General features: G+C 62.7%; 22 protein-coding genes and 1 pseudogene. 13 read left to right on the top strand and 10 right to left on the bottom strand.

From position 1 onward, the window contains the following. Positions 1-357 precede the first annotated feature (357 nt). From ACFPTO_RS09110 to ACFPTO_RS09100, 3 genes are all read left to right on the top strand, one after another. Positions 358-519: a hypothetical protein gene (locus tag ACFPTO_RS09110; RefSeq protein ID WP_377710962.1), complete on the top strand. Its 162-nt coding sequence runs from the start codon at positions 358-360 to the stop codon at positions 517-519. Between the two features lie 277 nt (positions 520-796). Further along, entirely contained in the window at positions 797-1,228 is a 432-nt protein-coding gene (locus ACFPTO_RS09105; RefSeq protein ID WP_377710961.1) for a DoxX family protein, read from the top strand. A 79-nt stretch (positions 1,229-1,307) separates the two neighbouring features. Continuing rightward, the gene (locus ACFPTO_RS09100) at positions 1,308-1,577 is read left to right on the top strand and encodes a hypothetical protein (protein WP_377711022.1); all 270 of its coding nucleotides are present in this window, start codon (positions 1,308-1,310) and stop codon (positions 1,575-1,577) included. 49 nt (positions 1,578-1,626) lie between these two features. On the opposite strand, the gene ACFPTO_RS09095 is transcribed toward ACFPTO_RS09100, so the two are convergent. Continuing rightward, on the bottom strand, positions 1,627-3,108 hold the full coding sequence (locus ACFPTO_RS09095) for an MFS transporter (protein WP_377710959.1): 1,482 nt from the start codon (positions 3,106-3,108) through the stop codon (positions 1,627-1,629). 261 nt (positions 3,109-3,369) lie between these two features. On the opposite strand from ACFPTO_RS09095, the gene ACFPTO_RS09090 reads away from it, so the two are divergent. Next, on the top strand, positions 3,370-4,101 hold the full coding sequence (locus tag ACFPTO_RS09090; RefSeq protein WP_377710957.1) for a response regulator transcription factor: 732 nt from the start codon (positions 3,370-3,372) through the stop codon (positions 4,099-4,101). Between the two features lie 103 nt (positions 4,102-4,204). On the opposite strand, the gene ACFPTO_RS09085 is transcribed toward ACFPTO_RS09090, so the two are convergent. Next, positions 4,205-4,471, bottom strand: coding sequence for a hypothetical protein (locus tag ACFPTO_RS09085; RefSeq protein ID WP_296654143.1), 267 nt, complete (start codon positions 4,469-4,471; stop codon positions 4,205-4,207). Positions 4,472-4,651: 180 nt separating this feature from the next. Continuing rightward, entirely contained in the window at positions 4,652-4,984 is a 333-nt protein-coding gene (locus tag ACFPTO_RS09080; RefSeq protein WP_377710955.1) for a hypothetical protein, read from the bottom strand. A 244-nt stretch (positions 4,985-5,228) separates the two neighbouring features. Here ACFPTO_RS09080 and ACFPTO_RS09075 point away from each other — a divergent pair, with 244 nt between their 5' ends. After that, on the top strand, positions 5,229-8,396 hold the full coding sequence (locus ACFPTO_RS09075) for a transglycosylase domain-containing protein (protein ID WP_377710954.1): 3,168 nt from the start codon (positions 5,229-5,231) through the stop codon (positions 8,394-8,396). A gap of 183 nt (positions 8,397-8,579) precedes the next feature. Here the strand turns inward: ACFPTO_RS09075 and ACFPTO_RS09070 are convergent, their stop codons facing one another. From ACFPTO_RS09070 to ACFPTO_RS09055, 4 genes are all read right to left on the bottom strand, one after another. Then, positions 8,580-9,071 (bottom strand): YMGG-like glycine zipper-containing protein, encoded by a 492-nt coding sequence (locus ACFPTO_RS09070; RefSeq protein WP_377710952.1) that lies wholly within the window; start codon positions 9,069-9,071, stop codon positions 8,580-8,582. 26 nt (positions 9,072-9,097) lie between these two features. Continuing rightward, positions 9,098-9,487 carry a hypothetical protein gene (locus ACFPTO_RS09065; RefSeq protein ID WP_377710950.1) on the bottom strand — a complete coding sequence of 130 codons (390 nt, stop codon included), beginning with the start codon at positions 9,485-9,487 and terminating at the stop codon, positions 9,098-9,100. Between the two features lie 293 nt (positions 9,488-9,780). Then, the gene (locus ACFPTO_RS09060; protein ID WP_377710949.1) at positions 9,781-10,791 is read right to left on the bottom strand and encodes a DUF2891 domain-containing protein; all 1,011 of its coding nucleotides are present in this window, start codon (positions 10,789-10,791) and stop codon (positions 9,781-9,783) included. 48 nt (positions 10,792-10,839) lie between these two features. Next, positions 10,840-11,589: a TetR/AcrR family transcriptional regulator gene (locus ACFPTO_RS09055; protein ID WP_377710947.1), complete on the bottom strand. Its 750-nt coding sequence runs from the start codon at positions 11,587-11,589 to the stop codon at positions 10,840-10,842. Between the two features lie 329 nt (positions 11,590-11,918). On the opposite strand from ACFPTO_RS09055, the gene ACFPTO_RS09050 reads away from it, so the two are divergent. Genes ACFPTO_RS09050 through ACFPTO_RS09035 form a run of 4 tightly spaced genes read left to right on the top strand, consistent with a single transcriptional unit; the run spans position 11,919 to position 17,610 of the window. Beyond that, a complete protein-coding gene (locus ACFPTO_RS09050) occupies positions 11,919-13,100 on the top strand; it encodes an isovaleryl-CoA dehydrogenase (protein WP_377710946.1) in 1,182 nt (393 codons plus the stop codon). A 31-nt stretch (positions 13,101-13,131) separates the two neighbouring features. Continuing rightward, the gene (locus tag ACFPTO_RS09045) at positions 13,132-14,739 is read left to right on the top strand and encodes a carboxyl transferase domain-containing protein (RefSeq protein WP_377710945.1); all 1,608 of its coding nucleotides are present in this window, start codon (positions 13,132-13,134) and stop codon (positions 14,737-14,739) included. Between the two features lie 27 nt (positions 14,740-14,766). Next, positions 14,767-15,564, top strand: a complete 798-nt coding sequence (locus ACFPTO_RS09040; protein ID WP_377710943.1) for an enoyl-CoA hydratase/isomerase family protein — start codon at positions 14,767-14,769, stop codon at positions 15,562-15,564. Between the two features lie 36 nt (positions 15,565-15,600). Then, positions 15,601-17,610 (top strand): acetyl-CoA carboxylase biotin carboxylase subunit, encoded by a 2,010-nt coding sequence (locus ACFPTO_RS09035; RefSeq protein ID WP_377710942.1) that lies wholly within the window; start codon positions 15,601-15,603, stop codon positions 17,608-17,610. Between the two features lie 104 nt (positions 17,611-17,714). On the opposite strand, the gene ACFPTO_RS09030 is transcribed toward ACFPTO_RS09035, so the two are convergent. Continuing rightward, positions 17,715-18,641, bottom strand: coding sequence for a LysR family transcriptional regulator (locus ACFPTO_RS09030; protein ID WP_377710941.1), 927 nt, complete (start codon positions 18,639-18,641; stop codon positions 17,715-17,717). A gap of 106 nt (positions 18,642-18,747) precedes the next feature. On the opposite strand from ACFPTO_RS09030, the gene ACFPTO_RS09025 reads away from it, so the two are divergent. The 3 genes from ACFPTO_RS09025 (at position 18,748) to ACFPTO_RS09015 (ending at position 21,754) form a co-directional block, all read left to right on the top strand. Further along, positions 18,748-19,245, top strand: coding sequence for a GNAT family N-acetyltransferase (locus ACFPTO_RS09025; RefSeq protein WP_377710939.1), 498 nt, complete (start codon positions 18,748-18,750; stop codon positions 19,243-19,245). 68 nt (positions 19,246-19,313) lie between these two features. Next, positions 19,314-20,534 carry a MalY/PatB family protein gene (locus ACFPTO_RS09020; protein WP_377711020.1) on the top strand — a complete coding sequence of 407 codons (1,221 nt, stop codon included), beginning with the start codon at positions 19,314-19,316 and terminating at the stop codon, positions 20,532-20,534. A gap of 152 nt (positions 20,535-20,686) precedes the next feature. Beyond that, complete coding sequence (locus ACFPTO_RS09015) at positions 20,687-21,754, top strand: alpha/beta hydrolase (protein ID WP_377710937.1); 1,068 nt, start codon at positions 20,687-20,689, stop codon at positions 21,752-21,754. Positions 21,755-21,830: 76 nt separating this feature from the next. Here ACFPTO_RS09015 and ACFPTO_RS09010 read toward each other — a convergent pair whose 3' ends face one another. Beyond that, entirely contained in the window at positions 21,831-22,319 is a 489-nt protein-coding gene (locus ACFPTO_RS09010; RefSeq protein ID WP_377710936.1) for a cache domain-containing protein, read from the bottom strand. A gap of 316 nt (positions 22,320-22,635) precedes the next feature. On the opposite strand from ACFPTO_RS09010, the gene ACFPTO_RS09005 reads away from it, so the two are divergent. Beyond that, positions 22,636-23,037: a hypothetical protein gene (locus ACFPTO_RS09005; RefSeq protein ID WP_377710935.1), complete on the top strand. Its 402-nt coding sequence runs from the start codon at positions 22,636-22,638 to the stop codon at positions 23,035-23,037. Positions 23,038-23,050: 13 nt separating this feature from the next. On the opposite strand, the pseudogene ACFPTO_RS09000 reads toward ACFPTO_RS09005, so the two are convergent. Next, positions 23,051-23,304: pseudogene (locus tag ACFPTO_RS09000) on the bottom strand (transposase); the annotation flags it as partial. Position 23,305 lies beyond the last annotated feature (1 nt).

The raw sequence follows: 23,305 nt of genomic DNA, 5'->3' as shown, positions 1-23,305 counted from the left end.
TGCAACATTAATACATCGGAAAATTTAAATGTAACAAATGTTCGTGCTTTTGATACAACTTCAGAGCGCGCCGCATTCGCCGACTGGTGGCACGCAAGACTACACAGTGTGTGTGACGTTCACGGTTACGGACCACATTTCACGCTGTGACGCATCGTCGCAGGCGACGCGAGTAAGATGCACCGGATGCACCACGGATAAACGAAGTGCGGCGCGTGTGGCCCGCCCTGCCGGATATCGCGGCCTGCGCAATACATGCGCCAACGTTGACGGAAGAGCAGGAGCGCGCTTTATCCGCCAACGTGCGATCGCCTAAAATGAAATGTCAAAGTTCGGCGGCGTGGCGAGGAGAGTGCCATGAGGGAAACCGTAGCTGCTTATCTTCTGGGTCCAGCCGTGATGCTGGCGGTGTGCGCCGCCATGTGGGCAGTGTCGCGTCGCAGCCGGGGGATTCTTGAAGCGCGCCTCGCGCGCTGGCTCGATGCCCATCGCGGCCACGGCCTGCGTCACAAGCATTGAGCGTGTCAGCACTGGCCCATTCAGCGGGAACCCGCATCGCGTGCCGCGCGTGGACAGGGCGCGGGTTGCGTGCGCCGTACGGTGCTTCAAAGGTCGGGAAGCGGTCAAACGGCGCGAAGCAATGCGCCATATACCAGGTAATCCGAATCAATGCTGATGGCAGTGGCTTCAAAGCCTGCTGTGCTCCCGTCGCAATGCGACGGTGGCTGACGCGTGTCGTCGCGGGAACTGTACGCGGGCTGCGAGGTCATTTCGTCATTACATACCGGAGCACGCCATGACGCGAACCGCTGAATCCCTTGTCATCTTCATCGCCCGCATTGCGCTTGCTGTCCTGTTCCTGTGGGGCGGCGCGATGAAGCTGCTCGGTTACGCGGGCTTCATGGGCTACCTTCACACCAAGGGTGTTCCTTACGCGACGATCGCCGCGCCGGTTGCCGTGGCGGTCGAACTGCTCGGCGGCATCGCGCTCGTGATCGGCGTGCGCACGCGGGCCGTGGGTTTTCTGCTGGCCGTGTACACCATTGCCACGGCGGTTTTCGGCCACGATTTCTGGAACATCACCGACGCCGCCCAGCAACAGGACGCGGTCGTTCACTTCTGGAAGAACATTGCGATTGCAGGCGGTTTCCTGCTGCTGATGGTGACCGGCGCGGGGCGAGCCTCCATCGACGCAATGCGTGAGACGCACAGCGGGCGGCGCGGTTAAGGCAGGCGCATTTAAAGCCAGCGCGTTTAAAGTCGGCGCATTTAAAGCCAGAAATCGCCGGGCGGAAAGGGAGTATGCCGTGATACAGCACTTCGATTTCAATGTGGGCGGCAAGACGGAGCAGCTCTGCGCGAGTCTTGCCGAGGACGGCACGCATCGTGTGCTGATCAGCTACGCGGACTCGGCTAAGACCCTGGTGATACTCGATGCGACCGGCCTGATCGGCGCGCTGAAGGTCGAGCTGGAAGAGCCGGACCGTTTGATTGCCCACGCCGTGCAGCGCGCACGCAGCGAAGGGCTCATCGAACGCGCGATCGCCACCGGGACGATTCAGGAAGCGTCGCTTTAACAGGCAGATAGTCAGGCGCCGTGCAGCGCGTGCAACGCATGCACGGCACTCAGTGCGAGCCGTCGAGCCGCGCTGCGCGAGGCGCGCGTCCCGGCGCGGGAACGGCGTCCTGGCGTACGAACCACGCGAACCCCGCTGCGGCGAGTAACAGCGCTGTCGAGATGGCGGTATCCGCGTGCAGGCCCGCCACCACCTGGGTTGCGGCGCCGGTGCCGCTCAGCGCGCCGAATGCGGCGACGCCCACGGCGCCGCCCGCCTGCCGCGCCGTGTTGAGCAACGCCGATGCCGTGCCCGCGCGAGCCGGTTCGACTGAGGCGAGCACGGCGGTGGTCATGGCAGGCACGGCGAGTCCCATTCCCAACGGAATCAGCAGGCACGGCGCGAGCACGGCGGCGAGCGGTGTGGCCGCATCGATCACGCTTAGCAGCGCATAGCCCGACGCCGCGACGAGCGCACCCACGATCATCGGCAAGCGCGCTCCGTAGCGCGCAACAGCGTGACCGCTCGCGATATTCGAAAGCAGAAAACCGCCGGTGAGCGGCATGAACGCGAGGCCCGCCTGTAACGGCGATTCGCCGCGCGCGTGCTGAAGATAGAGCGCGAGCACGAAGACCGTGCCGTAGTACGTGAGGTTCACGCAGACACCGAACAGCACGGCTGCGCCGAATGTCGGGTGGCGCAGCATGGCGAGCGGCAGCATGGGATCGGCGAGGCGCGTTTCGAACCGGACGAACATGCACAACGCGACGAGCGCCAGCACGAAGCCGCCGATTACGGCAGGGTGCGCGAAGCCGAGTGGACGCCATTCGATCACGGCGCCCGTGAATGCCGTGAGCGCGACGATGGCGAGCAACTGGCCGCGCACGTCGAGGCTGCGCACAGCGGGCCGTTGTGGCTCGCCTGCCTGGTTGCAGGGGGTGCCGTGGCTGGCGGTGCGGTGCGACGCGGGAACCCAGGCGAGCGTTGCCGCGAGTCCTGCCGCGCACAGCGGCAGATTGACAAGAAAAATGCTGCGCCAGCCGAACGCTGCGATCAACAGCCCGCCCGCGACGGGACCGGCCGCAATCGAGATCGCCCCCGCCGCAGTCCAGAAGCCCACGGCCCGTGCTCGCAGCGCGCGATCGTGGCGGCATGCGTCGTTGAGCAGCGCGAGCGAGTTCGGCAACATCAAGGCAGCGCCTGCGCCCTGGACGGCGCGCGCGGCGATCAATGCAGCGGGCGCACTCGCGAGACCGCACGCAAGCGAAGCGAGCGCGAACACAGCGAGGCCCGCCGCGTACATCCTGCGTGCGCCGTAACGGTCGCCGAGCACGCCGCTCGAAAGCATCAGCACGGCGAAGGCGAGCGTGTAGGCGTCGACGATCCACTGCAGGCGCGCGACGCTCGCGTTCAGATCGGCGGCGAGCCGCGCGAGCGCGATGTTGACGATGGTTACGTCGAGTTGCGTGACGATGAAGCCCGCACTCACGGTTGCGACGATGCGGATGAGGGCGGGCGTGAAGCGGGCCGGGGGTATGGGTGCGTGTGTCATGCGTCCATGTTAGGGCGAGGCCTGGCCGCGATGTTTCAGTGCGGCGTGAAGTATCGCCGCAACGGCTGCGACGCGTACGACGCGTCGCACGCACGCATGCATGCATGCAATGCGTTGCGCATAGCGTTGCGGAGCGCTCAATCCCGCAGGCGCGAGAGCGTGGTAAACCCTCCTCACGAAATCGGATTGCTCTCATAGCCGAATGACCCGGTTATCCACAGAATGCCGTCGACGAATCACCTCATCGAACAGGCGGTTTTTATGCGTATCGCGGTCCTTCATCGTAACGAGGCGCAACGCGGACAAATCGCGTGTGTGCTTGCTCAGAGCGGGCACACATGTGTGCCGTTCAGCGATTGGCCCGTTCTTTCCAAAGCGCTTGCTGCATCGACGCTCGACATGCTGGTGCTCGACTGGCAAGGCACGCGGCTCTCGGCCCCTGCGGTGCGCAAGGCGGTGCTCAAGGCTGCGCGTGTGCCGGGCGGCAGCCAGATACCGATACTGTTCGCGTCCGAGGACACCTCGGAGGACAGCATCGTGCGCGCGTTCGCCGCGGGCGCCGACGACTACGTGAGCCTGCCGGTGTGTCCGCTGGTGTTCGGCGCGCGCGTCAACGCACTGCTGCGGCGTGCGTTTCCGGAACGCCACAACGACATCACACTCCTTGCCGGTCCATACCGGTTCGACACGCGTCGCCAGATGGTCTTCGTTCGCGACAAGCCGGTTGTGCTTTCGAGCACGCAGTACCGGCTCGCGTTGCTCTTCTTCGCGAACGTCGGGCGGGTGCTGTCGCGTCGCCATATCTACACGATGGTGTGGGGACGCGACTTGTGTACGCCCACACGCACGATCGACAGCCACGTATCGCGGCTGCGCGTGCTGCTGGATATCGACGAACCGAACGGCTTCCAGTTGGAGCCCGTCTATCGGACCGGCTATCGGCTGATGGACCTCGCGCACGATGCGGGAGTAGTCGAAACCGGCGCGCCGTGACGCACGCTTCCATTTCAGGAGCGTAAAAAAACCGGCGGTGCGCTCAATGCGCACCGCCGGTTTTGCTTCCGTTCGCGCGGGTTCGCGCCGGGTTACGCTGGCGTCAGCGTGCGAGACCGAGTCCCTGGAGCACGGCGTTGCCCGCCGAAGTGAGCCGGATTTTCGCGGCGCCCGAAGCGCTGCTCGGCACCTGCTCGACGAGGCCGGCTTCCTGGAGCATCGGAATTTCGGGTTTGGCGGACGCGTCGATGGGCGCGTGCAGCAGCAGCAACAGCGTTGCGAGTTCGTGATGGCTCAGCAGCCGTCGCAGGATCGTGCGCTTTGCCGGCTTCACGGCCGCCTGCTGCGGATTGAATCGTTCCTGGGTCATCGGATCAGAACTCTTCACGGGTTCCTCCTGCTGGGTGTTATTTGGTCCGGCCGATGATGCGGGTCAAGACTTAAACGATTCTTAAGACCGGCAGCCAAAATGTGTCGCGATGCTACACGACGTTACGTCCGTAAAAGTATGTAAGTCGTATTCCGCCCAGGGTATCTGCCGATGCCGGAATCAGGGGGCGCAGATCTTGCTGGCGCCCTCGATCCAGAGATTCGACGCGTGGCGTTTACCCGCGTAGAAGCGGTAGGTGGTGACGCCCTGGTCGGCGCGCACCTTGATGACGTTCGAATCACCGAATTCGAGCATTTCGCCCTGCGGCAGCGCACGCGTGCGAAAACTCGCGCCGTGCTGTCCCGCCTGGGCGGTCAGGCACTCGATCACGTCGTGGGCCGACCGGTGGGTCGTCGTGTCGATCACCGGCTGGCCCGAATCCGGGTTGCTCTGGAACCAGGCGCACGCGCCGAGCGTGAGCGTGAAGACAAGCGGCAGGGCGGAATACTTCATGTTTCTCCTGTGGGGCGCGCGCGGCGTGGCCCGCGCCGGGGCATAGTCGACCATACAGCGGCCGTACATTATGTCGGCATCGTGACGTGTCTGGGGGCCGCGCGGGTCGCGCGGGTATGACTGTTGCGGCGTTGCGACTGTCGGATTGGAGGCCCACATAAGGCCGTACGCGTTCCGACATAGCGAGATAGACTATAAATCAGGTGCCGTTCCGTGATCTGGCGAGACGTCAGGGAGACTACGTATGAACCGCCCGTCGATCCGCTTTCCATTTCGCACCTTCGGTGTGGGTGTGGCCTCACTTTGGCGGTGGGTCAAGTGGGGCTTCGTCGTCACGTTGCTCGCAGCGATCGTCATCATCGCGCGCATCGTGCAGATCGAAATCGACACCTCGCGCCTGCAGGCGCATTACCTCTCCGAACTCACGCGCGACATCGGCTTCGCCGTCGAAAGCGGCCCAAGCCACAACATCCGTTTTCCCACGACGAATGGGCCTTACGACGTGCGGCTCGGCTACGCGGAGCTGCCCGCGTTCGAGCGGCGGCTCACGGCGCACGGCTTTGCCGTTGCAGCGCAGGCGCGCGATTCGGCGCGCATGATGGCGCTTGCGGACGAAGGGCTCTTCGTGCCGTATGAAGAAAAGGATCAGGCCGGCCTCATGCTGCGCGACGCCGACGGCACGATGCTGTTTCATACGCGCTATCCGCAGCGCGCCTACGAGAATTTCAATGCCGTGCCGCCGCTCGTGCGCGACTCGCTGCTCTTCATCGAAGACAAATACCTGCTCGCCGAAGATCAGCCGAATCGCAATCCGGCCATCGACTGGGGCCGTTTTAGCCGCGCGCTCGTCGATCAGGGCGCGCGCGTCCTGAACCGGCATCAGCAGACGCCGGGCGGCAGCACGCTCGCCACGCAGATCGAGAAATTCCGCCATTCGGATGGCGGCCGCACCGCGACGCCGCCCGAAAAGCTGCGGCAGATCGCGTCGGCTTCGGTGCGCGCGTATCTCGACGGCCCGCAGACCATGGCTGCGCGTCAACGCATCCTGGTCCGCTATCTGAATTCCGTGCCGCTTTCGGCGAAGGCGGGCATCGGTGAAGTAAACGGCATCGGCGACGGCCTCGCCGCGTGGTACGGCCGCGACTTCCACGAAGTCAATGCCATCCTGCGCGAACCGGTGTCGTCGGCGACTCTCGCCGAGCAGGCGCTCGCCTTCCGCCAGGTGCTCTCGCTGCTGATCGCGCAGCGCGCGCCGTCTTATTTCCTCGTACACGACAATCCCGCGCTCGCGAAGCTCACCGATAGTTATCTGCGCCTGCTCGCGAGCGGCGGCGTCATCACGCCCGCGCTGCGCGACGCGGCGCTTGGCACGACGCTCACGCTCGACCGCACGAAGCCGCAGCATGTCGCCGCGTCGTATCTGGAGCGCAAGGCGGTGCTGTCGCTGCGCACGCAACTGATGCAGACGCTCGGACTGAAGACGCTTTACGATCTCGACCGCCTCGACGTCAGCGCGACCGCGACGCTCGACGAAAGCGTGCAGCAGGCCGTGAACGGGCGCCTCGCCGACGCCATGACGAAGGATGGCGCGCGAGCGGCGGGGCTGGTGGGCTTCGAGATGCTGAGGCCCGCCGACGATCCGTCGAAGATCGCCTACAGCTTTACGCTTTTCGAGCGGCGCAATGGCGAAAACCTCGTGCGCGTGCAGACGGACAGCGTGAACCAGCCGTTCGACATCAATTCCGGTGCGCGCATGAATCTCGGCTCGACGGCCAAGCTGCGCACGCTCATCACGTACCTGCAGATCGTGAGCGACCTGCATGCGCAATACGGCGCGCTTACCGCGAAGGAGCTGCACGCGATCCAGCCCGATCCGTCCGATGTGTTGACGCGCTGGGCGCTCGACTATCTGTCGAAGACGGATGATCGCTCGCTGCATTCGATGCTCGAAGCGGCGGTCGAGCGCAAATACTCGGCGAATCCGGGCGAAACGTTCTATACCGGCGGCGGCGCGCAGAGCTTCAACAACTTCGATTCGAGCGATAACTCGCAGATCCTCACGGTGCAACGCGCGTTCCAGCATTCGGTGAATCTCGTGTTCGTGCGTTTGATGCGCGATATCGTCCGCTACGAGATGATTCAGACCTCGGGACCACCGCCGCAATGGCTCGACAATCCGCAGGTGCGTACCGCGTACCTCACGCGCTTTGCCGACGGCGAAAGTCAGGTCTATATGAAGCGCTTCTACGCGCGCTATCAAGGCAAGAGCGCCGACGATCAACTGGCGATCCTGTTGCAACATACGCGCAAAGGTCCGGCGCGCATCGCGACGGTGCTGCGCAGTGTGGTGCCGGACGGCTCGCAGACGTGGTTCGACGTCCAGATGCGCGCGCAACTGAAGGGGACGAAGTTCCAGTGGCTCGACGACGAGGATCTGGCGAAGGAATACGACAAATATGCAATCGACCGTTTCAATCTGAACGATCGCGGTTATATCGCGGGTGTGCATCCTCTTGAACTGTGGCTGCTGAATTATCTGCGTGCGCATCCCGATGCGACGCTCGACCAGATTCAGAAGGACAGTAAGGACGTGCGCCTCTATACGTATCGCTGGCTCTTTAAAACGAAATACCACTTGACGCAGGACCGGCGCATTCGCCACATGATCGAACTGCGCGCCTACGATGCGATTGGCCAGTCGTGGCGCGCGCTCGGCTACCCGTTCGAGAACATCACGCCTTCGTATGGCGCGGCGATTGGCGCTTCCGGCGACCGGCCCGCGGCGCTCGCGAACCTGATCGGCCTCATCGCGAGCGACGGCCAGAAGCTGCCGACGCACAGCTTCGAGTCTATCGACTTCGCGCGCGGCACGCCTTACGAAACGCGCTTCGTGCACGGCGATTCGAAGCCTCAACCGCTCGTCTCGCCGGAGATTACGCAGGTGGTGCACGAGTTGCTGACGTCGGTGGTGGCAGGCGGCACGGCGCGGCGCCTTGCCGACGGCATGACCTTCAAGGACGGGCGCACGTTGGAGGTGTACGGCAAGACCGGCACGGGCGATCAGCGCTTCAACGTTTATGCGCGGGGCGCGCGGCTTATCGAATCGCGCAAGGTGAACCGCACCGCGACTTTCGTATTCGTGATCGGCGACCGGTTCTACGGCACGCTCACGGCGTGGGTGCACGAGCCGTATGCGGCGCGCTATACGTTCACGAGTGCGTTGTCGGTGCAACTACTCAAATCGCTGGCTCCTGTGTTGCAGCCGTTGCTCGAGGATCGCGGGTCGCCTGGCGGATTGAAGCCCGAAGTCAAGCGCGGCAAGTTGCAGGTGACGATGTACGATTTGCAGACGGGCACGGCGCGCGACGTCTCATGGCAGCCGTCCACGGATGCGGGGAACGCGATCCGGTAGTCTGATTACTCGCAGCGTCGGGAATATGCATGATTGAAGGGGCACCCGTGGTGCCCCTTCTTGATTGGTGCGCAAAAATTCAGATGACTGTATAAGCGCGCGGAATTCAATCGTGAAGTAGCGAGCGCACGCCGCTTCGCGAGCGCGCATTTCAGACGCGGTCGCGAAGCAGACGGTCTCTCATTACCACCCGCCCGGAGGCGGAGGCGGCATGTAGCGCGGCGCACCCTGCATCGGTGTCGTCATCATGCGGCCCTGAACCGGGATGCGGTTGCCGCTCGCGTACATGCATTGCAGGTACGCGTAGTCGAAGCGGCGCTGGATGTCGAAGGAGGACCCCTGGACGTTGCTCATGCCGACGGCGCTGCCCGTAAGCAGCCCCGCGCCCGCGCCGACCGCCGCCCCGCGGCCGCCGCCAAACGCGGCGCCGGCCGCCGCGCCGAGTGCCGTGCCGACCGCCGCGCTGCCCACGGCGGTATTGGTCGCAGCCTGATTCGTCGTTTGGCCGCCCACCTGCTGGAAGGCGAACGCGCGGCACTGCGCGTCATCGGCGCGGAACTGGTCGAAGGTCTTGCCTGCACCCGGCAGCGCCATCACGCTCGGCCCGGTGGGGACAACGGAGCATGCGCTGACGAGACCTGTGGTGACGAGTAGCGCGAGGTAGGTCGTTTTCATTGGAACCTCGATCTGGTCTAGAAGGTTTAGTTCTCGGGAGCGGGTTGGGCGGGAACCGGGCGCCAGCCCGACGCACACTGCTTCACATACGGGTAGTAGGTCCGCGATGCGTCGCAGTAATACCAGGTGTCGCTGTTATCGGCTTCGGGATCGTTTTCCGCATCCGCCGGACCTTGCGAATACTGCGAATACGCCTGATCGGCGGGGCCGGATGGCGGCTGACCTTGCTCGATCCAGACAGGCGGTTCTGGCGGAGGTGCGACGATGACCGGCCCCGGTGCGTAGTAATAAGGCGCCGGGTAGTACCAGGGCGCGCCGACGCCCACCCCGACGGCCCAACGCGCCGCATGGGCTGCGCCGCTCGCGCATGCGATGGCGGTTGCGATGGCCCCGAGGATCACTTTTGACCTGTTCACAACTTTCTCCAGAACGGATGCCTGGGGCGCGGATGCGTCCACTCGTTAATAATCGAACGCTATGACATCGCGCGTGCCAATGCAATTACGTGGATTGCACTGATTTTTCGAGCTGTTACAAGTGCCTGGCGCGTGGGTGCCGCGAATGCTCGCTTTTGGGCCGTATTGGTTGCGAGTTCGTATGAGCAAGGATAGCGCCGGTAACAGTTCGATGGCGCCTGCGCGGCGATTAGCCGTGTGCATGTGCTGAATGCGGCCTACGCCGCAGTGCGCCGTAGCGAAACCTCGGGCGTTCACGCTTCGAGCGCGAGCGTGGCAAAAGAAGCGAGCCAGTGCTCGCCCATGTAATCTTCCGCGACGTGTTCGAGCGCGCTTTGCAGATGTGTCCGCGCCGCTTCGCGCAATACGGTCGCGCGCGCATCGCCAGGCGGCAACGCGCGCGCGAGCGTGCGCTGGCACCACGTGCGGCTCAGGTTGAGGCCGTCCAGGTGCGCGATTTTTCCATCGGTGCGATCGGTAACCACGGCTGGCGTGAAGAGTGTGCGCGGCTGGCGCGTGGCCAGATCGGGCAGAAAGGCGTCGAACCAGCCGGCGAATTCGGCGGCGGGCAGCACGCGGCTCATCAGCACGGCTTCCATCAGCGCTGGCGAGAGAAACTCGTCGCCTGAAGGCTCCCAGGCCTGGCACCCGGCATCGTTCTGATACCAGCGACGCGCGGTTTGCTCGATTAACCTCGCCAACCCGTCCTGGGCCGTCTGCCGCGCGAATGCCAGCGCGAGTGTCAACGCAAACGCGGTATTGAAGTGCGTGCCCACGCGGATGGGGTACGTCGCCTTCGGCAGAAATTCCTCGAAACGCTCGACGAATGCACGCGTGAGCGGTGCAAGCGTGCGCGCCCAGCGTAGTGCTTGCGGCGTTTTCATCGCATCGAGCTGGGCCGCGAGCGCGAGCAGCCACGCCCAGCCATACGGGCGCTCGAAGCCGCGGTTGTGCGGCAGGTCGAGATAGGCGCGCTCGCCGGCCATTTTCTCGTCCGTGAAGTGTTCGTCGATCACCGCGACGATGTGCGGTGCTTCAGGTAAATCCGGAAAGCGCGTGAGCAGGCGCGCAATCAACCAGTAACCATGCACGCACGAATGCCAGTCGTAGCTGCCATAAAACACCGGATGCAGCGCGCGCGGCCCCTGCACGTCCGCTGGACCGGCAAGCGCATGGGTGAGCTTGTTTGGATACTCGCGCGTGAGATGCGAGAGCGCGAGCGAGGCGAAGCGGGAGGCAATCGGGGCGGTGAGTTGGTCGGTCATGGCTGCGGTGCGCGGCGGCGGGAGGATTGCCGTCAGCGTACGGCAGATTTAGCCGGATGTGGCGTCGCTGCCCGCCTTGCCCGCCGTGCGCTCGCGCTCGAGCCGGCGCATCGCTTCGCCCACGTCCTGGCTGAATTGCGCGAGTGCGGCCAGCTCGATATTGGGCGGCTGCAGCGCGGCCCACAGCACGTCGACGAGCCGCTGTGCAGTGGCTTCGATATCGGTGCGCCGGTTGCCGAGCGTCGCATCCCAGAGAACGTGCTCCATCGGCCCGAAAACCAGCGAACGCAGGAGGCGCAGCGGCATGTCGTTGCGGATCTGGCCGCTATCCTGGCCGCGCGCGAGCACGCGCATGAGCGGCGCGGTGTAGCGGCGCTGCATTTCGGTGAGTGCTTCGCTCAGGTCGTGATGGCGCGTGCGGCCCTCGGAGAGCACCAGTGAGCAGATGCCCGTGCCGCTTTCGAGCATCACGCGCAGATGCATGCGTACGATGAAAGCAAACTGCTGGCGCACGGTGCCGTCGCGCGGCAGTCCCGCCTCGATTGCTTCAATCGATTCGTCATACCAGTCGCCGATGACGCGCGCGCAGAGTTCGCGCTTGCCGCGAAAGTAGCTGAACACGGTGGCTTCGGATACGCCGAGCCGCTGCGCGATCTCGGCCGTGGTCGCGCGCTCGTAGCCCTTTTCGGAGAACACGTCGCGGCCGGCTTGAAGGATCTCCTTCACGCGCTGCTGCGATTTGCGCCCGGCGGGCTGCCGGCGCGAAGCAGGGAGGGCGGTTCTGGTTGCGGCCAGCATGTTGAGTGACGGTCAGTTTATGGCGGGATTGTGGTGAATTATTGATGAATTTTTGCGGATCAGGCAAGTGTTTTGCCGGGATAGATAAATTTGAGCGTTACTCAATTATACCTATTGACGCGTACGTAAATGTGGCGTGAAATGTGCATCCGTGGGGCGATGCTGGATGCCCGATTATGGGGTTGCACCAGGTGCTAAAGCACCTGGTGCAACCGACCGCTTTGCGTGGGGTCGCAGTAAGCGCTAAAGCGCTAACTGCGACCGAGCTTTGCATGGGATGGGAGTAAGCGCCAAAGCGCTAACTCCCATCGACACAGGAGGAGACACTCATGAGCAATGTACCCGGACTGCAGTTCCCCCTCGGCGAAGAAGTCGAAATGCTGCGTGACAGCATCGCTACCTTCGCGGCAAAGGAAATCGCGCCGCGCGCGGCAGAAATCGACCGCACCGACCAGTTCCCGATGGATCTGTGGCGCAAGTTCGGCGATCTGGGCGTGCTCGGCATGACCGTCTCCGAGGAATACGGCGGCGCCAGCATGGGCTACACCGCCCACATGGTTGCGATGGAGGAGATTTCGCGTGCGTCCGCATCGGTCGGTCTTTCATATGGCGCGCACTCGAACCTGTGCGTGAACCAGATCCACCGCAACGGCACCGAAGCGCAAAAGCGCAAATACCTGCCAAAACTCGTCTCGGGCGAACACGTCGGCGCACTCGCCATGAGCGAGCCGAATGCGGGCTCGGACGTCGTCAGCATGAAGCTGCGCGCCGAGAAAAAGGGCGACCGTTACGTGCTCAACGGCACCAAGATGTGGATCACCAACGGCCCCGACTGCGACACACTCGTTGTGTACGCAAAGACCGATCCGCAAGCCGGTCCGCGCGGCATCACGGCCTTCATCGTCGAGAAGGGCATGAAGGGCTTTTCCGTGGCACAGAAGCTCGACAAGCTCGGCATGCGCGGCTCGCACACGGGCGAACTCGTGTTTCAGGACGTCGAAGTGCCCGAAGAAAACATCCTCGGCCAGCTCAACGGCGGCGTGAAGGTACTGATGAGCGGCCTCGATTACGAGCGCGCCGTGCTCGCGGGCGGCCCGACCGGCATCATGGCCGCAGTCATGGATGCGGTCGTGCCGTACATTCACGACCGCAAGCAGTTCGGTCAGGCAATCGGCGAATTCCAGCTTATCCAGGGCAAGGTCGCCGATCTCTACACCACGTTCCAGGCCTGCCGCGCGTATCTCTACGCCGTGGGTCGCCAGCTCGACACGCTCGGCACGGATCACGTGCGCCAGGTGCGCAAGGATTGCGCGGGCGTGATTCTTTATACCGCCGAAAAAGCGACGTGGATGGCCGGCGAAGCGATCCAGATTCTCGGCGGCAACGGCTATATCAACGAGTATCCGGTCGGCCGCCTGTGGCGCGACGCGAAGCTCTATGAAATCGGTGCGGGCACAAGCGAGATCCGCCGCATGCTGATTGGCCGCGAGCTTTTCGCCGAAACGATGTAACCCCGCTGCACGTCACGAAAGGAAGTACGCGATGCCGATCATCGAATCGAAGCTCAATCCGCGCTCGGATGATTTCAAGGCGAATGCCGCCGCGCTCGAAGCAGTCGTCGCGGATCTGCGCGAGAAGATCCACAAGCTGTCGCTCGGCGGCGGCGAGGCGGCGCGCGACAAGCACCTCTCGCGCGGCAAGCTGCTGCCGCGCGACCGCATTGCGCAACTGCTCGATCCGGGCACGCCGTTCCTCGAGTTCTCGCAACTCGCCGCGTACGGCATGTACCACGACGCAGCGCCCGGCGCGGGCATCATCACCGGTATCGGCCGCATTGCGGGCCAGGAATGCGTGATCGTCTGCAACGATGCCACGGTGAAGGGCGGAACCTACTATCCCGTGACCGTGAAGAAACACGTCCGGGCGCAGGAAATCGCGCAGGAAAACCGCTTGCCGTGCGTGTATCTCGTCGATTCGGGCGGCGCGAATCTGCCGAATCAGGACGACGTGTTTCCCGATCGCGACCACTTCGGCCGCATTTTTTATAACCAGGCGAATCTCTCTGCGCAGGGCATCGAGCAGATCGCGGTCGTAATGGGCTCGTGCACGGCGGGCGGCGCATACGTGCCCGCCATGAGCGACGAGTCGATCATCGTGAAGAACCAGGGGACGATTTTCCTGGGCGGCCCGCCGCTCGTGAAGGCGGCAACCGGCGAAGAAGTCAGCGCCGAAGACCTCGGCGGCGGCGATGTACATACACGCCTTTCCGGCGTGGCCGATCATCTCGCGCAGAACGATGCGCATGCGCTCGCGATTGCGCGCAGCATCGTCGGCAATCTGAACCGCACGAAGACGCCGCCTCTCGCGCTGCGCGATCCGCTGCCGCCGCGCTACGACGCGAAGAGCCTGTACGGCGTGATTCCCGTCGATACGCGCAAGCCGTTCGACGTACGCGAAGTGATCGCGCGCATCGTCGACGATTCCGCATTCGACGAATTCAAGGCGCGCTACGGCACGACGCTCGTGACCGGTTTCGCGCACATCTGGGGCCATCCGGTGGGGATTGTCGCGAACAACGGCATCCTGTTTTCGGAGTCGGCGCTCAAGGGCACGCACTTCATCGAACTGTGCTGCCAGCGCAAGATCCCGCTCGTGTTTCTGCAGAACATCACGGGTTTCATGGTGGGCCGCAAGTACGAGAACGAAGGCATCGCACGCAACGGTGCGAAGATGGTGACGGCCGTCGCGACCGCGAAGGTGCCGAAGTTCACGGTGATCATCGGCGGGTCGTTCGGCGCAGGCAATTACGGCATGTGCGGCCGTGCGTATTCGCCGCGCTTTCTCTGGATGTGGCCGAATGCGCGCATCTCCGTGATGGGCGGCGAGCAGGCTGCGTCGGTGCTCGCCACGGTGCGTCGTGACGGTATCGAAGCGAAGGGCGGCAGCTGGAGCGCGGAAGAAGAGGAGGCGTTCAAGCAGCCGATTCGCGACCAGTACGAACGCCAGGGGCATCCGTACTATGCGAGCGCGCGGCTGTGGGACGACGGCGTGATCGATCCGGCGCAAACGCGCGACGTGCTCGGTCTCGGGCTTTCCGCGACGATGAACGCGCCTATCGAGGACACGCGCTTTGGCGTGTTCCGCATGTAAGCGTCGCTCGGGAAGGAGAACTTGACGATGCAATACGAAACGCTGCTGGTCGACATCGCTGGCCATGTCGCGACGGTCACGCTGAACCGGCCCGATGTGCGCAACGCCTTCAACGAAACAATGATCGCCGATATTACAGCCGCATTCACGGCGCTCGGCGCGCGCGACGATGTGCGCGCGATCGTGCTGGCGGGCAGTGGCCGTGCGTTCTGTGCGGGCGCGGATCTGAACTGGATGCGCAAGATGGCCGGTTACTCCGACGAGGAGAACCGCGCCGATGCCATGCGTCTCGCGCAAATGCTCTCGGCGCTGTATCGCTGTCCGAAGCCGGTGGTCGCGCGCGTGCACGGCGACGTGTACGCGGGCGGCATGGGGCTCGTCTGCGCGGCCGATATCGTGGTTGCCGTGGAAACCGCCCATTTCTGCCTCTCCGAAGCGCGCCTCGGCCTGATGCCGGCGACCATCGCGCCGTATGTGATTCGCGCGCTGGGCGAGCAGGCGTCACGCCGCTATTTCGTCACGGCCGAGGCATTCGACTGCGCGACGGCACAGCGCCTCAGCCTCGTGAGCGAGGCGGTGAGCGCCGACACGCTCGACGCCACCGTGCAGCGCATCGTCGAGGCGCTCGCGGCGAACAGCCCGAACGCCGTGCGCGAGTGCAAGCAACTGGTGCAGGACGTCGCGGGACGGCCGCTCGACGACGCGTTGATCGAGGACACAGCCATCCGTATCGCGCGCATCCGTGCAAGCGACGAAGGACGCGAAGGCGTCTCATCGTTCCTCGAAAAGCGCACGCCGAACTGGCGCAGCCAGCCCACCGGCTGAGGTTCAGGGTTCACACGAACGACAGCGAGATCACACATGTTCAACAAGATCCTGATCGCCAACCGGGGCGAAATTGCGTGCCGCGTGGCGGCGACCTGCCGGAAACTCGGCATCAAGAGCGTGGCCGTCTATTCCGATGCCGACGCCAACGCGAAGCACGTCACGGCGTGCGACGAAGCCGTGCACATCGGCGAGGCGGCGGCTGCGCAAAGCTATCTGCGCATCGAGCGCATCATCGCCGCAGCGCGCGCAACGGGCGCGCAGGCGATTCATCCGGGCTATGGATTTCTTTCCGAAAACGAAGCCTTTGCGCGCGCATGCGATGAAGCGGGCCTCGTTTTTATCGGACCGCCGGTCGGGGCGATTGCCGCGATGGGCTCGAAGGCGGCCGCCAAGGCGTTGATGCAGGCGGCTTCGGTGCCGCTCGTGCCGGGTTATCACGGCGACGATCAGGATGCGGTGCTGCTCCAGCGCGAAGCCGATGCGATGGGCTATCCGGTGCTGCTCAAGGCGAGTGCGGGCGGCGGCGGCAAGGGCATGCGCGTGGTCGAGCGCAGCGAGGACTTCGCCGCGGCGCTCGCGTCATGCAAGCGCGAGGCCGCAAGCAGCTTCGGCAACGACCGCGTGCTGATCGAGAAATATCTGCTGCGTCCGCGTCACGTCGAAGTGCAGGTGTTCGCCGACAAGCATGGCGGCGCGGTGTATCTGTTCGATCGCGACTGCTCGGTGCAGCGTCGCCATCAGAAAGTGCTTGAAGAAGCGCCTGCGCCGGGGCTCGATGCGAGCGTGCGGCGCGCCATGGGCGAAGCCGCCGTGGCGGCGGCGCGCGCGGTGCACTACGTGGGCGCGGGCACGGTCGAATTCATCATGACCGGCGCCGAATTCTATTTCATGGAGATGAATACGCGCCTCCAGGTCGAGCATCCCGTGACCGAAATGATCACGGGGCTCGATCTCGTCGAATGGCAATTGCGCGTGGCCGCGGGCGAACCGTTGCCGCTCGCACAGTCGCAGCTCGCGGTCCAGGGGCATGCGCTTGAAGCACGTATTTACGCCGAAAATCCTGCACGCGGCTTCTTGCCTTCCACGGGCACGCTCAAGCATCTGCGCATGCCTGAAGGCGTGGAGTTTGCGATTGGGGCGGCCGGGCAGCGCGCCTCGGTGCGTATCGACAGCGGCGTGCGCGAAGGCGACACGATCACGCCGTTCTACGATCCGATGATCGCGAAACTGATCGTGCACGGCACGACGCGCGAAGACGCGCTCGCGCGCATGCAGCGCGCGCTCGAAGCCTGCGAGGTGGTGGGGCCGCATACGAACGTTGAGTTTCTGCACCGGCTCGTGACGTGCGAGCCATTCGCTGCTGCCGATCTCGACACCGGCCTCATCGAACGCCATCACGATGCGCTCTTCGCGGCGCATCGCAAGCCGGTGCGCGAAGCGCTCGCGCTGGCCAGCGCCGCGTTGCTCAGCCGCGAAGACGCATCGACACGGGATGCGTCGCCGTGGGCATCGCTCGTGCACTGGCGGCTGAACGGCGGCTATCAGCAGACGATCGGCTGGCGCGATATCGAAACCAACACGACGTTCCCGGCGACGTTTGCGCAGGACGGCGGCGCGCAAACGCTCGGCTGCGCAGGCAGCGTCGATGCGTATACGTGGTCGCGCGGGCGCGGCGCGGACGAATACGCCGTAACTATCGGCGATACGCGCGTGACGGGCCGCGTGTTTATCGACGGCGATGTCTTTCACGTGTTCTGCCTCGGCACAGCCATGTCGTTCGAATGGCAGAACCTGCTGGCGCATGCCGCTGATGCGGACCACGGAGAAGGGCGCCTCACGGCGCCCATGCCGGGCAAGGTGATTGCGGTGCTTGTCGAGCCGGGCGCGGTGGTGGAGAAAGGCACGCCGCTCGTCGTCATGGAGGCGATGAAGATGGAGCACACGATTGGCGCACCGTTCGGCGGCACGGTGACCGAGGTGCTTTACGCAGTGGGCGATCAGGTTACCGATGGCGCGCAATTGCTGGTGCTCGAAGTGAGCTGACCGCAGCAACAAGCTGTTTTCCCCTGGGCGTCTCGCAATGCGGGGCGCTTTTTTTGCTTTTTCGCGGATTTCAGGGCGCTTCCGTGAACGTTCGGCTCACGCGCTTAATGAGCGGTTTGCTCACGAAGCGCGAGGAGTATGTGCTCTCGCATCCACGCGTGTCCTGGCGCGTCCGCGTGTCGTCTGTGATAAGTGACCTTCAAGGTATACCCGGGAGCTTCGAACGGTGTGGGATAGATGCGCAATTTCAGAAGGGGCGCATATTCTTCCGCGATGCGTCTCGGCATCGTGATGATCAGATCCGAACCGGCCACAACGAACGGAGCGGCCATCAAACTTGGAAGATGAACGGCCGTGTCGCGTCGGTGGCCTGCCCTGAGGAGCGCGGCGTCGATGATGCTTCCCTCGTTGCTCCATGGCGTAACGACAACATGGCGCTCCGCCAGATATTGTTCGAGCGTAAGGGTATGACCGAGCCGGGGATGATGCTCGCGGGCAACCACAACATATTCGTCCGTGAAGCTTTCTAGCGATTCGAGCCCGCGATTGCTATTTCCGGGTTCGGAGAAACCAACCGCGAAATGGATGCGCCCCGTGGCCAGATCATCCGCGGAATCTCGGTGCGTGGAATAGACAACCTTGATCCGCAGATGCGGCGCAGCCTGCTCCAGGATTGCCGCAAGCCTCGGAAGCAACGCGAAGGCCGTGAAGTCCGTGGCGGCGAATAAGAAGGTCATCGTGCTCGTCAACGGCTTGAACGGCCCAGTGGCGGCTAGCGTGGCCGAAAGCGATCTCAATGCGTCTCGTACGCCATCTGCAATCTGGTCTGCCTTGGCAGTGGGTTGCATTCCGGCCCCATACCGGACGAACAATTCATCGGACAGCGCATTGCGCAGACGATTGAGGGCGTGACTAAACGCAGACGGGCTCAATGCCAATTCGTCGGATGCGGCTACGACCGTCCGGTGGCGATAAAGCGCGTCGAACACTACGAGCAGGTTGAGATCGACGCGTCTGAGCTGATCATGCATGGCATACAGTTTAAAGTGCCGAAAATGCAGTATATGCAACTCACTGGCGTCCTACAATCCGGTTCTCAGAAAGTCATCGCAAATGGCTGAAACGAGCAGATACCTGATGAACACGCCAACACCGACCTTCCGTAGTGCAGTTCCTTCGGACATCACCCGCTGCTATGAAATCGAATCCTCGGCCTACGAGGGCGACGAAGCAGCGACCGAAGAAAAGATCGCTACCCGCATCCGGCAGTACGCGCAAGGGTTCCTTGTGATGGAACTGGATGGGCGGGTGACCGGATTCATCAACAGCGGTTGCGCGTACAACGTCGTGATGTCCGATGAGCAGTTCAAGGAGCTTGTCGGTCACGATCCCGATGCGCCGAACGTCGTGATCATGTCGGTCGTGATCGACCCGGCTTATCAGGGGAGAGGCCTTGCGTCCTTGCTGATGCGTAAATTCGTCAGCCGCATGCGTGAGCAGGGCAAGAAAACCATCCACTTGATGTGTAAGGAGCGCCACGTCGAGCTTTATCGACGGCTTGGCTATGACTACGTCAAGCCGTCCGAGTCGGATCACGGCGGAATGTCGTGGCACGAAATGGTGATGATTCTGTAGGTGACTGGCGACGCCGCCAGCGTGCCGTTCTACTGAGACAAGGATCGAGTGTGAAAGCTTATTCCGCAATGGGGAGACAGGACGCTTCTTTCGATGACAGCGCCAGCGTTTTCGATGAAGTGATCGATCGCAAACACTCCAATTCGATGAAATGGGCGGTCGCAGGCAAACTGCTCGCCGCCGACGAATCTGCGGCGCAACCGCTGCCGATGTGGGTCGCGGATATGGACTTCAAGTCTCCACTCCCCGTAATCGATGCGCTGCATGAGGCAGTCGAGCACGGTGTGTTCGGCTATCCCGGCGGAGCGCCGGACAGCTATGTCGATGCCGTTGTCGGCTGGCAGGCGAGGCGCTTCGGATGGGAGGTCCCCAGGGAATGGGTGGTTCAGACCTCCGGCGTTATCACGACGCTGAAGACTGTCGTACAGGCGTTTTCCGCGCCTGGCGACACCGTCCTGATTCAGCCGCCCGTCTACGCCCATTTTCATAACGATGTCCTCATGAACGGCCGCCATCTGGCCTTCGCGCCGCTTGAGCGCAGCGAGACGGGTTACCGCTTCAATGCACGGACTTTCGAGGCGGCGATCCGGGACAACACCAGATTATTTATTCTCAGTAATCCGCACAATCCGACCGGCAATGTGTGGACCGAGGACGAGCTTCGCACCATCGGCGAGATCTGTGTGCGGCGCGGCGTTCTCGTGATTTCCGATGAGATCCATCAGGACCTGATCATCAACCCCGCCAGGCAGCACATCCCGTTCGCATCGCTGGGCGAGCAGTTTGCGCAGAACAGCATTACGTGTACGGCCCCGAGCAAGACGTTCAACCTGCCCGGACTGCAGAGCGCGAATGTGTTCGTGCCCAACCGGCGTCTGCGCGAAGCATTGCTGCGACAGTACGATAGAAACATGTTCCCGCTGGTGAACACGCTCGGGATGGTCGCGGCAGAGGCTGCCTATACGCATGGCGAGCCGTGGCTCGAAGCGATGCTGGTCTATCTCCGCGAGAACCACGCCCATTTCGCGAGCGCGATCAATAGCGCCACTTCGAAGATCGAAGTATTGCCAGCCGATTCGCTCTACCTTGCCTGGATGGATTGCCGCGGACTTGGCATGGATGCAGAAACACTGGATAAATTCATGTTGACCACGGCCCGGCTGTGGCTCGACAAGGGGCAGAAGTTTGGCATCGAGGGGCACGGCTATATGCGGATCAATCTCGGGTGCCCGCGCTCGACTGTCGATGAAGCGATTCGCCGGTTGACTGCTGCGCTCGCCGGGTGCTGATCGGACGATTCATGCAACAAACATAAACCGAGGTGAAGCGACCGTTCGTGTGCCCGAGCGATACGATGTGTTAGGCATTTTGTCCTGCTTAATGGAAGAAAATGGCCGGTTGGCGATTACAATCCCCGACAAACAATGATCGGGGGAGCCACATGTCGAGAACCGTATTCCAGGGGCGTTTTTCGCATAGGGCACGCAGCCTCGCCTCGATCCTCGCAATTTCGGTCAAGGTGCTGTTTCGGCGCATGATCGGAAAACCGCTGGTTCGCGAGTGGCCAATTTCTTTCGAAATCGGAACATTATTCTGGAGAGCACAATTTAATCGGGCTTTCGCGCTGAAAGACATTGCGGACGGCAGAGCGTATCTGGATAGTTTGATTACCCGTACCGACATGCGCCCGGCTGTCGAAATCCGTCCAGCCGGTGAAGGCGAGCCCCGCGGCGACTGGTTTATTCCGAGCGAGCAAACCAGCGATATCACGATGCTTTACTTTCACGGCGGCGGCTATACCTTCTACGCGGGCGTGACACGCGAATTCATCGCCTTGCTCGCTCACTGGCTTGGCGTGCGCATCTTTGCCCCGGACTATCGGCTTACGCCCGAGCATCCCCATCCCGCGCAACTCGATGATGGCCTGGAGGCGTATCGGTTTCTGCTTCGGCAAGGCGTCGATCCTTCGCGCCTGGTGGTATGCGGCGACTCGGCTGGCGGGCATCTGACCTTGATGACCCTGTCGAAGCTGCGCGATGCAGCGCTTCCGCAGCCCGCGCTGGCGATTGGCATCAGTCCGTGGACGGATACGGGTCTGCGCGGCGCAAGCCAGTTCGGCAACGATCATTACGATCTGGTGCAGGGGTACATGACGCTTCAATTTTCTGCGTGGCTCAAAGGCGAAGGCCAATACGAGAACGCGGACCTTTCTCCGATCAACCAGTCTTTTGAGGGTGTCGCGCCGATCTATATCCAGGCGGGTGGGAAAGAGATTCTTGTTGACATGATCCGAGAGTTCGCACAGACCGTTCAGGATCAGGGAGGAAGGATTCGGCTGGATGTCTGGGAACACATGATTCACGAATTTCATGGCTACGGGCATGAGGTTGCCGAGAGTAGCAACGCGCTGGAACGTATTCGTGAAGCGATTGCGTGGGCAACGGAATCGGACACCCGCGAGCCTTTCCCGGCAGCCGCGCAAACGGAAATCGACCAACTCATTGTGTAACGCAAGCGGTTACCCGGAGCGGCCTTGCGCAGCGATGTGCGCGCGCATTCTCCGGGTACGTAATACCCGCCAGAACCTACTCCGGATAGAAGCCCGACCCCACCAGACCTGGAACGCCGTCAATCGTGACTGCCTTCACATAGGTCCATTTATGCGATGGCTGACTCTGCCCGGGTCGCAGGAACATGTAATCGACCCAGCCGGACCCCGTTGATTCAGCCGCCTCGATCATCGCGTCATGAAATAGCTTGCCGTTGGCATCTTTCTGGCCGTGAACATTCGTTCCCTCCCGGGATGGGAATGCCGGGTTCAGCAAGACATTTGCGTTCCGGTCGTACACGAACAGATAAGTATCGTCGTGGAACCACTCGCTTCCTTTAACTCTGAACTTTGAAAATGCAGCTTTGCCTTCGCTGTCGATCAACCCGGCGGCCTTGTCGACCAGCGCTTTCGTTTGTTTTGCTGCTTCGGACATCGGAGGCGAGGACTGAGAAAACGCCGGTGACGCGGAGCAAAACAATCCGGCCAGTAACAGGATGCCCGTAAAGAGGGTTTTGCCGATCATCGCACGATCTCCAGTCATTGAGTTCAGCGCTGTTTCGTCCATCTCTTGAAGCGATCGGAAGAGCGGTTCGTTGGCGAGAGGCCCTGACCTGCATGAAAAAGGCTAGTCCATGAAACTCAGCTCGCCGAGAATCGTTTTCCCGCATGTTTACTGCAACAATGTATTGCCGTTGCAGTGCATCACCTGCCTGCGACAATCTGCCATACTGCATCTCAGGAAAGCGGCTTACGGTGATCGCTTTCGACGGCCCGCCTGTTTCGGCGGGCCTTTTTAATCTGGCCATTCACGCCAGAAGCAAAACGTAAGGTATGAGTAGATGAACATTTCGATCGACACCCTGTTTTCGGAAGATGAACTTGCCGAAGACGCCGTTGTTACGGCACTCAATCATCAGGACATCGTGGTCGCGCTGTCCGCCGCGCTCGCGAAAGAGCGCGTCGCCGTGCTGCATATGCTCTATCCGCGCACCGACGCGCGCACGCACCGCAGCCTCGACGAGCTTATCGCCGCGCTGCATGGTCACGGCCTGCATCAAGTCGCGCGCCTCGTTTCCGAGGAAGCGCATTACCTCGTGTTCAAGGACCCCGTGAAGGCGTGGAAGACCTTCCACGAAATCCGCAACGATTCGCTCGCCGTCGGCGTGCATCTGTACTACGCGGGCCTCGTGGGCGAAGCTGCCGAACGCAGCCTCGATGCGCACGTACACGGCCGCGATTAACGCCGCTCACCGTCGCTCTTTCCAGAATGCCGCGCTCCATCTTTGGTCGCGCATTCTCCACACGCAGGCGGACCCGCTCCATCCGTTCCTCGGTCACCGGCTTCGTACCCGCGCCAACAAGCGCGCCGTTGCGATCCGCCTGCATTCAGTTAAAACCGTCTGGCGCGTCGCGCCCAAATTGGCCGATACCGCCGCCAGACTCTGGCCTGACTTCACCAGCCGTACTTCCTCCAGCTTGAATTCCCGGGTGTATCGCGCACGCTTCAGA

It is taken from the genome of Paraburkholderia denitrificans, from assembly GCF_042655705.1.
GTDB classification, from domain to species: Bacteria; Pseudomonadota; Gammaproteobacteria; order Burkholderiales; family Burkholderiaceae; genus Paraburkholderia; species Paraburkholderia denitrificans.
Note: the sequence above shows the minus strand (reverse complement) of the source record. Positions and strands in the feature narration are given on the sequence as shown.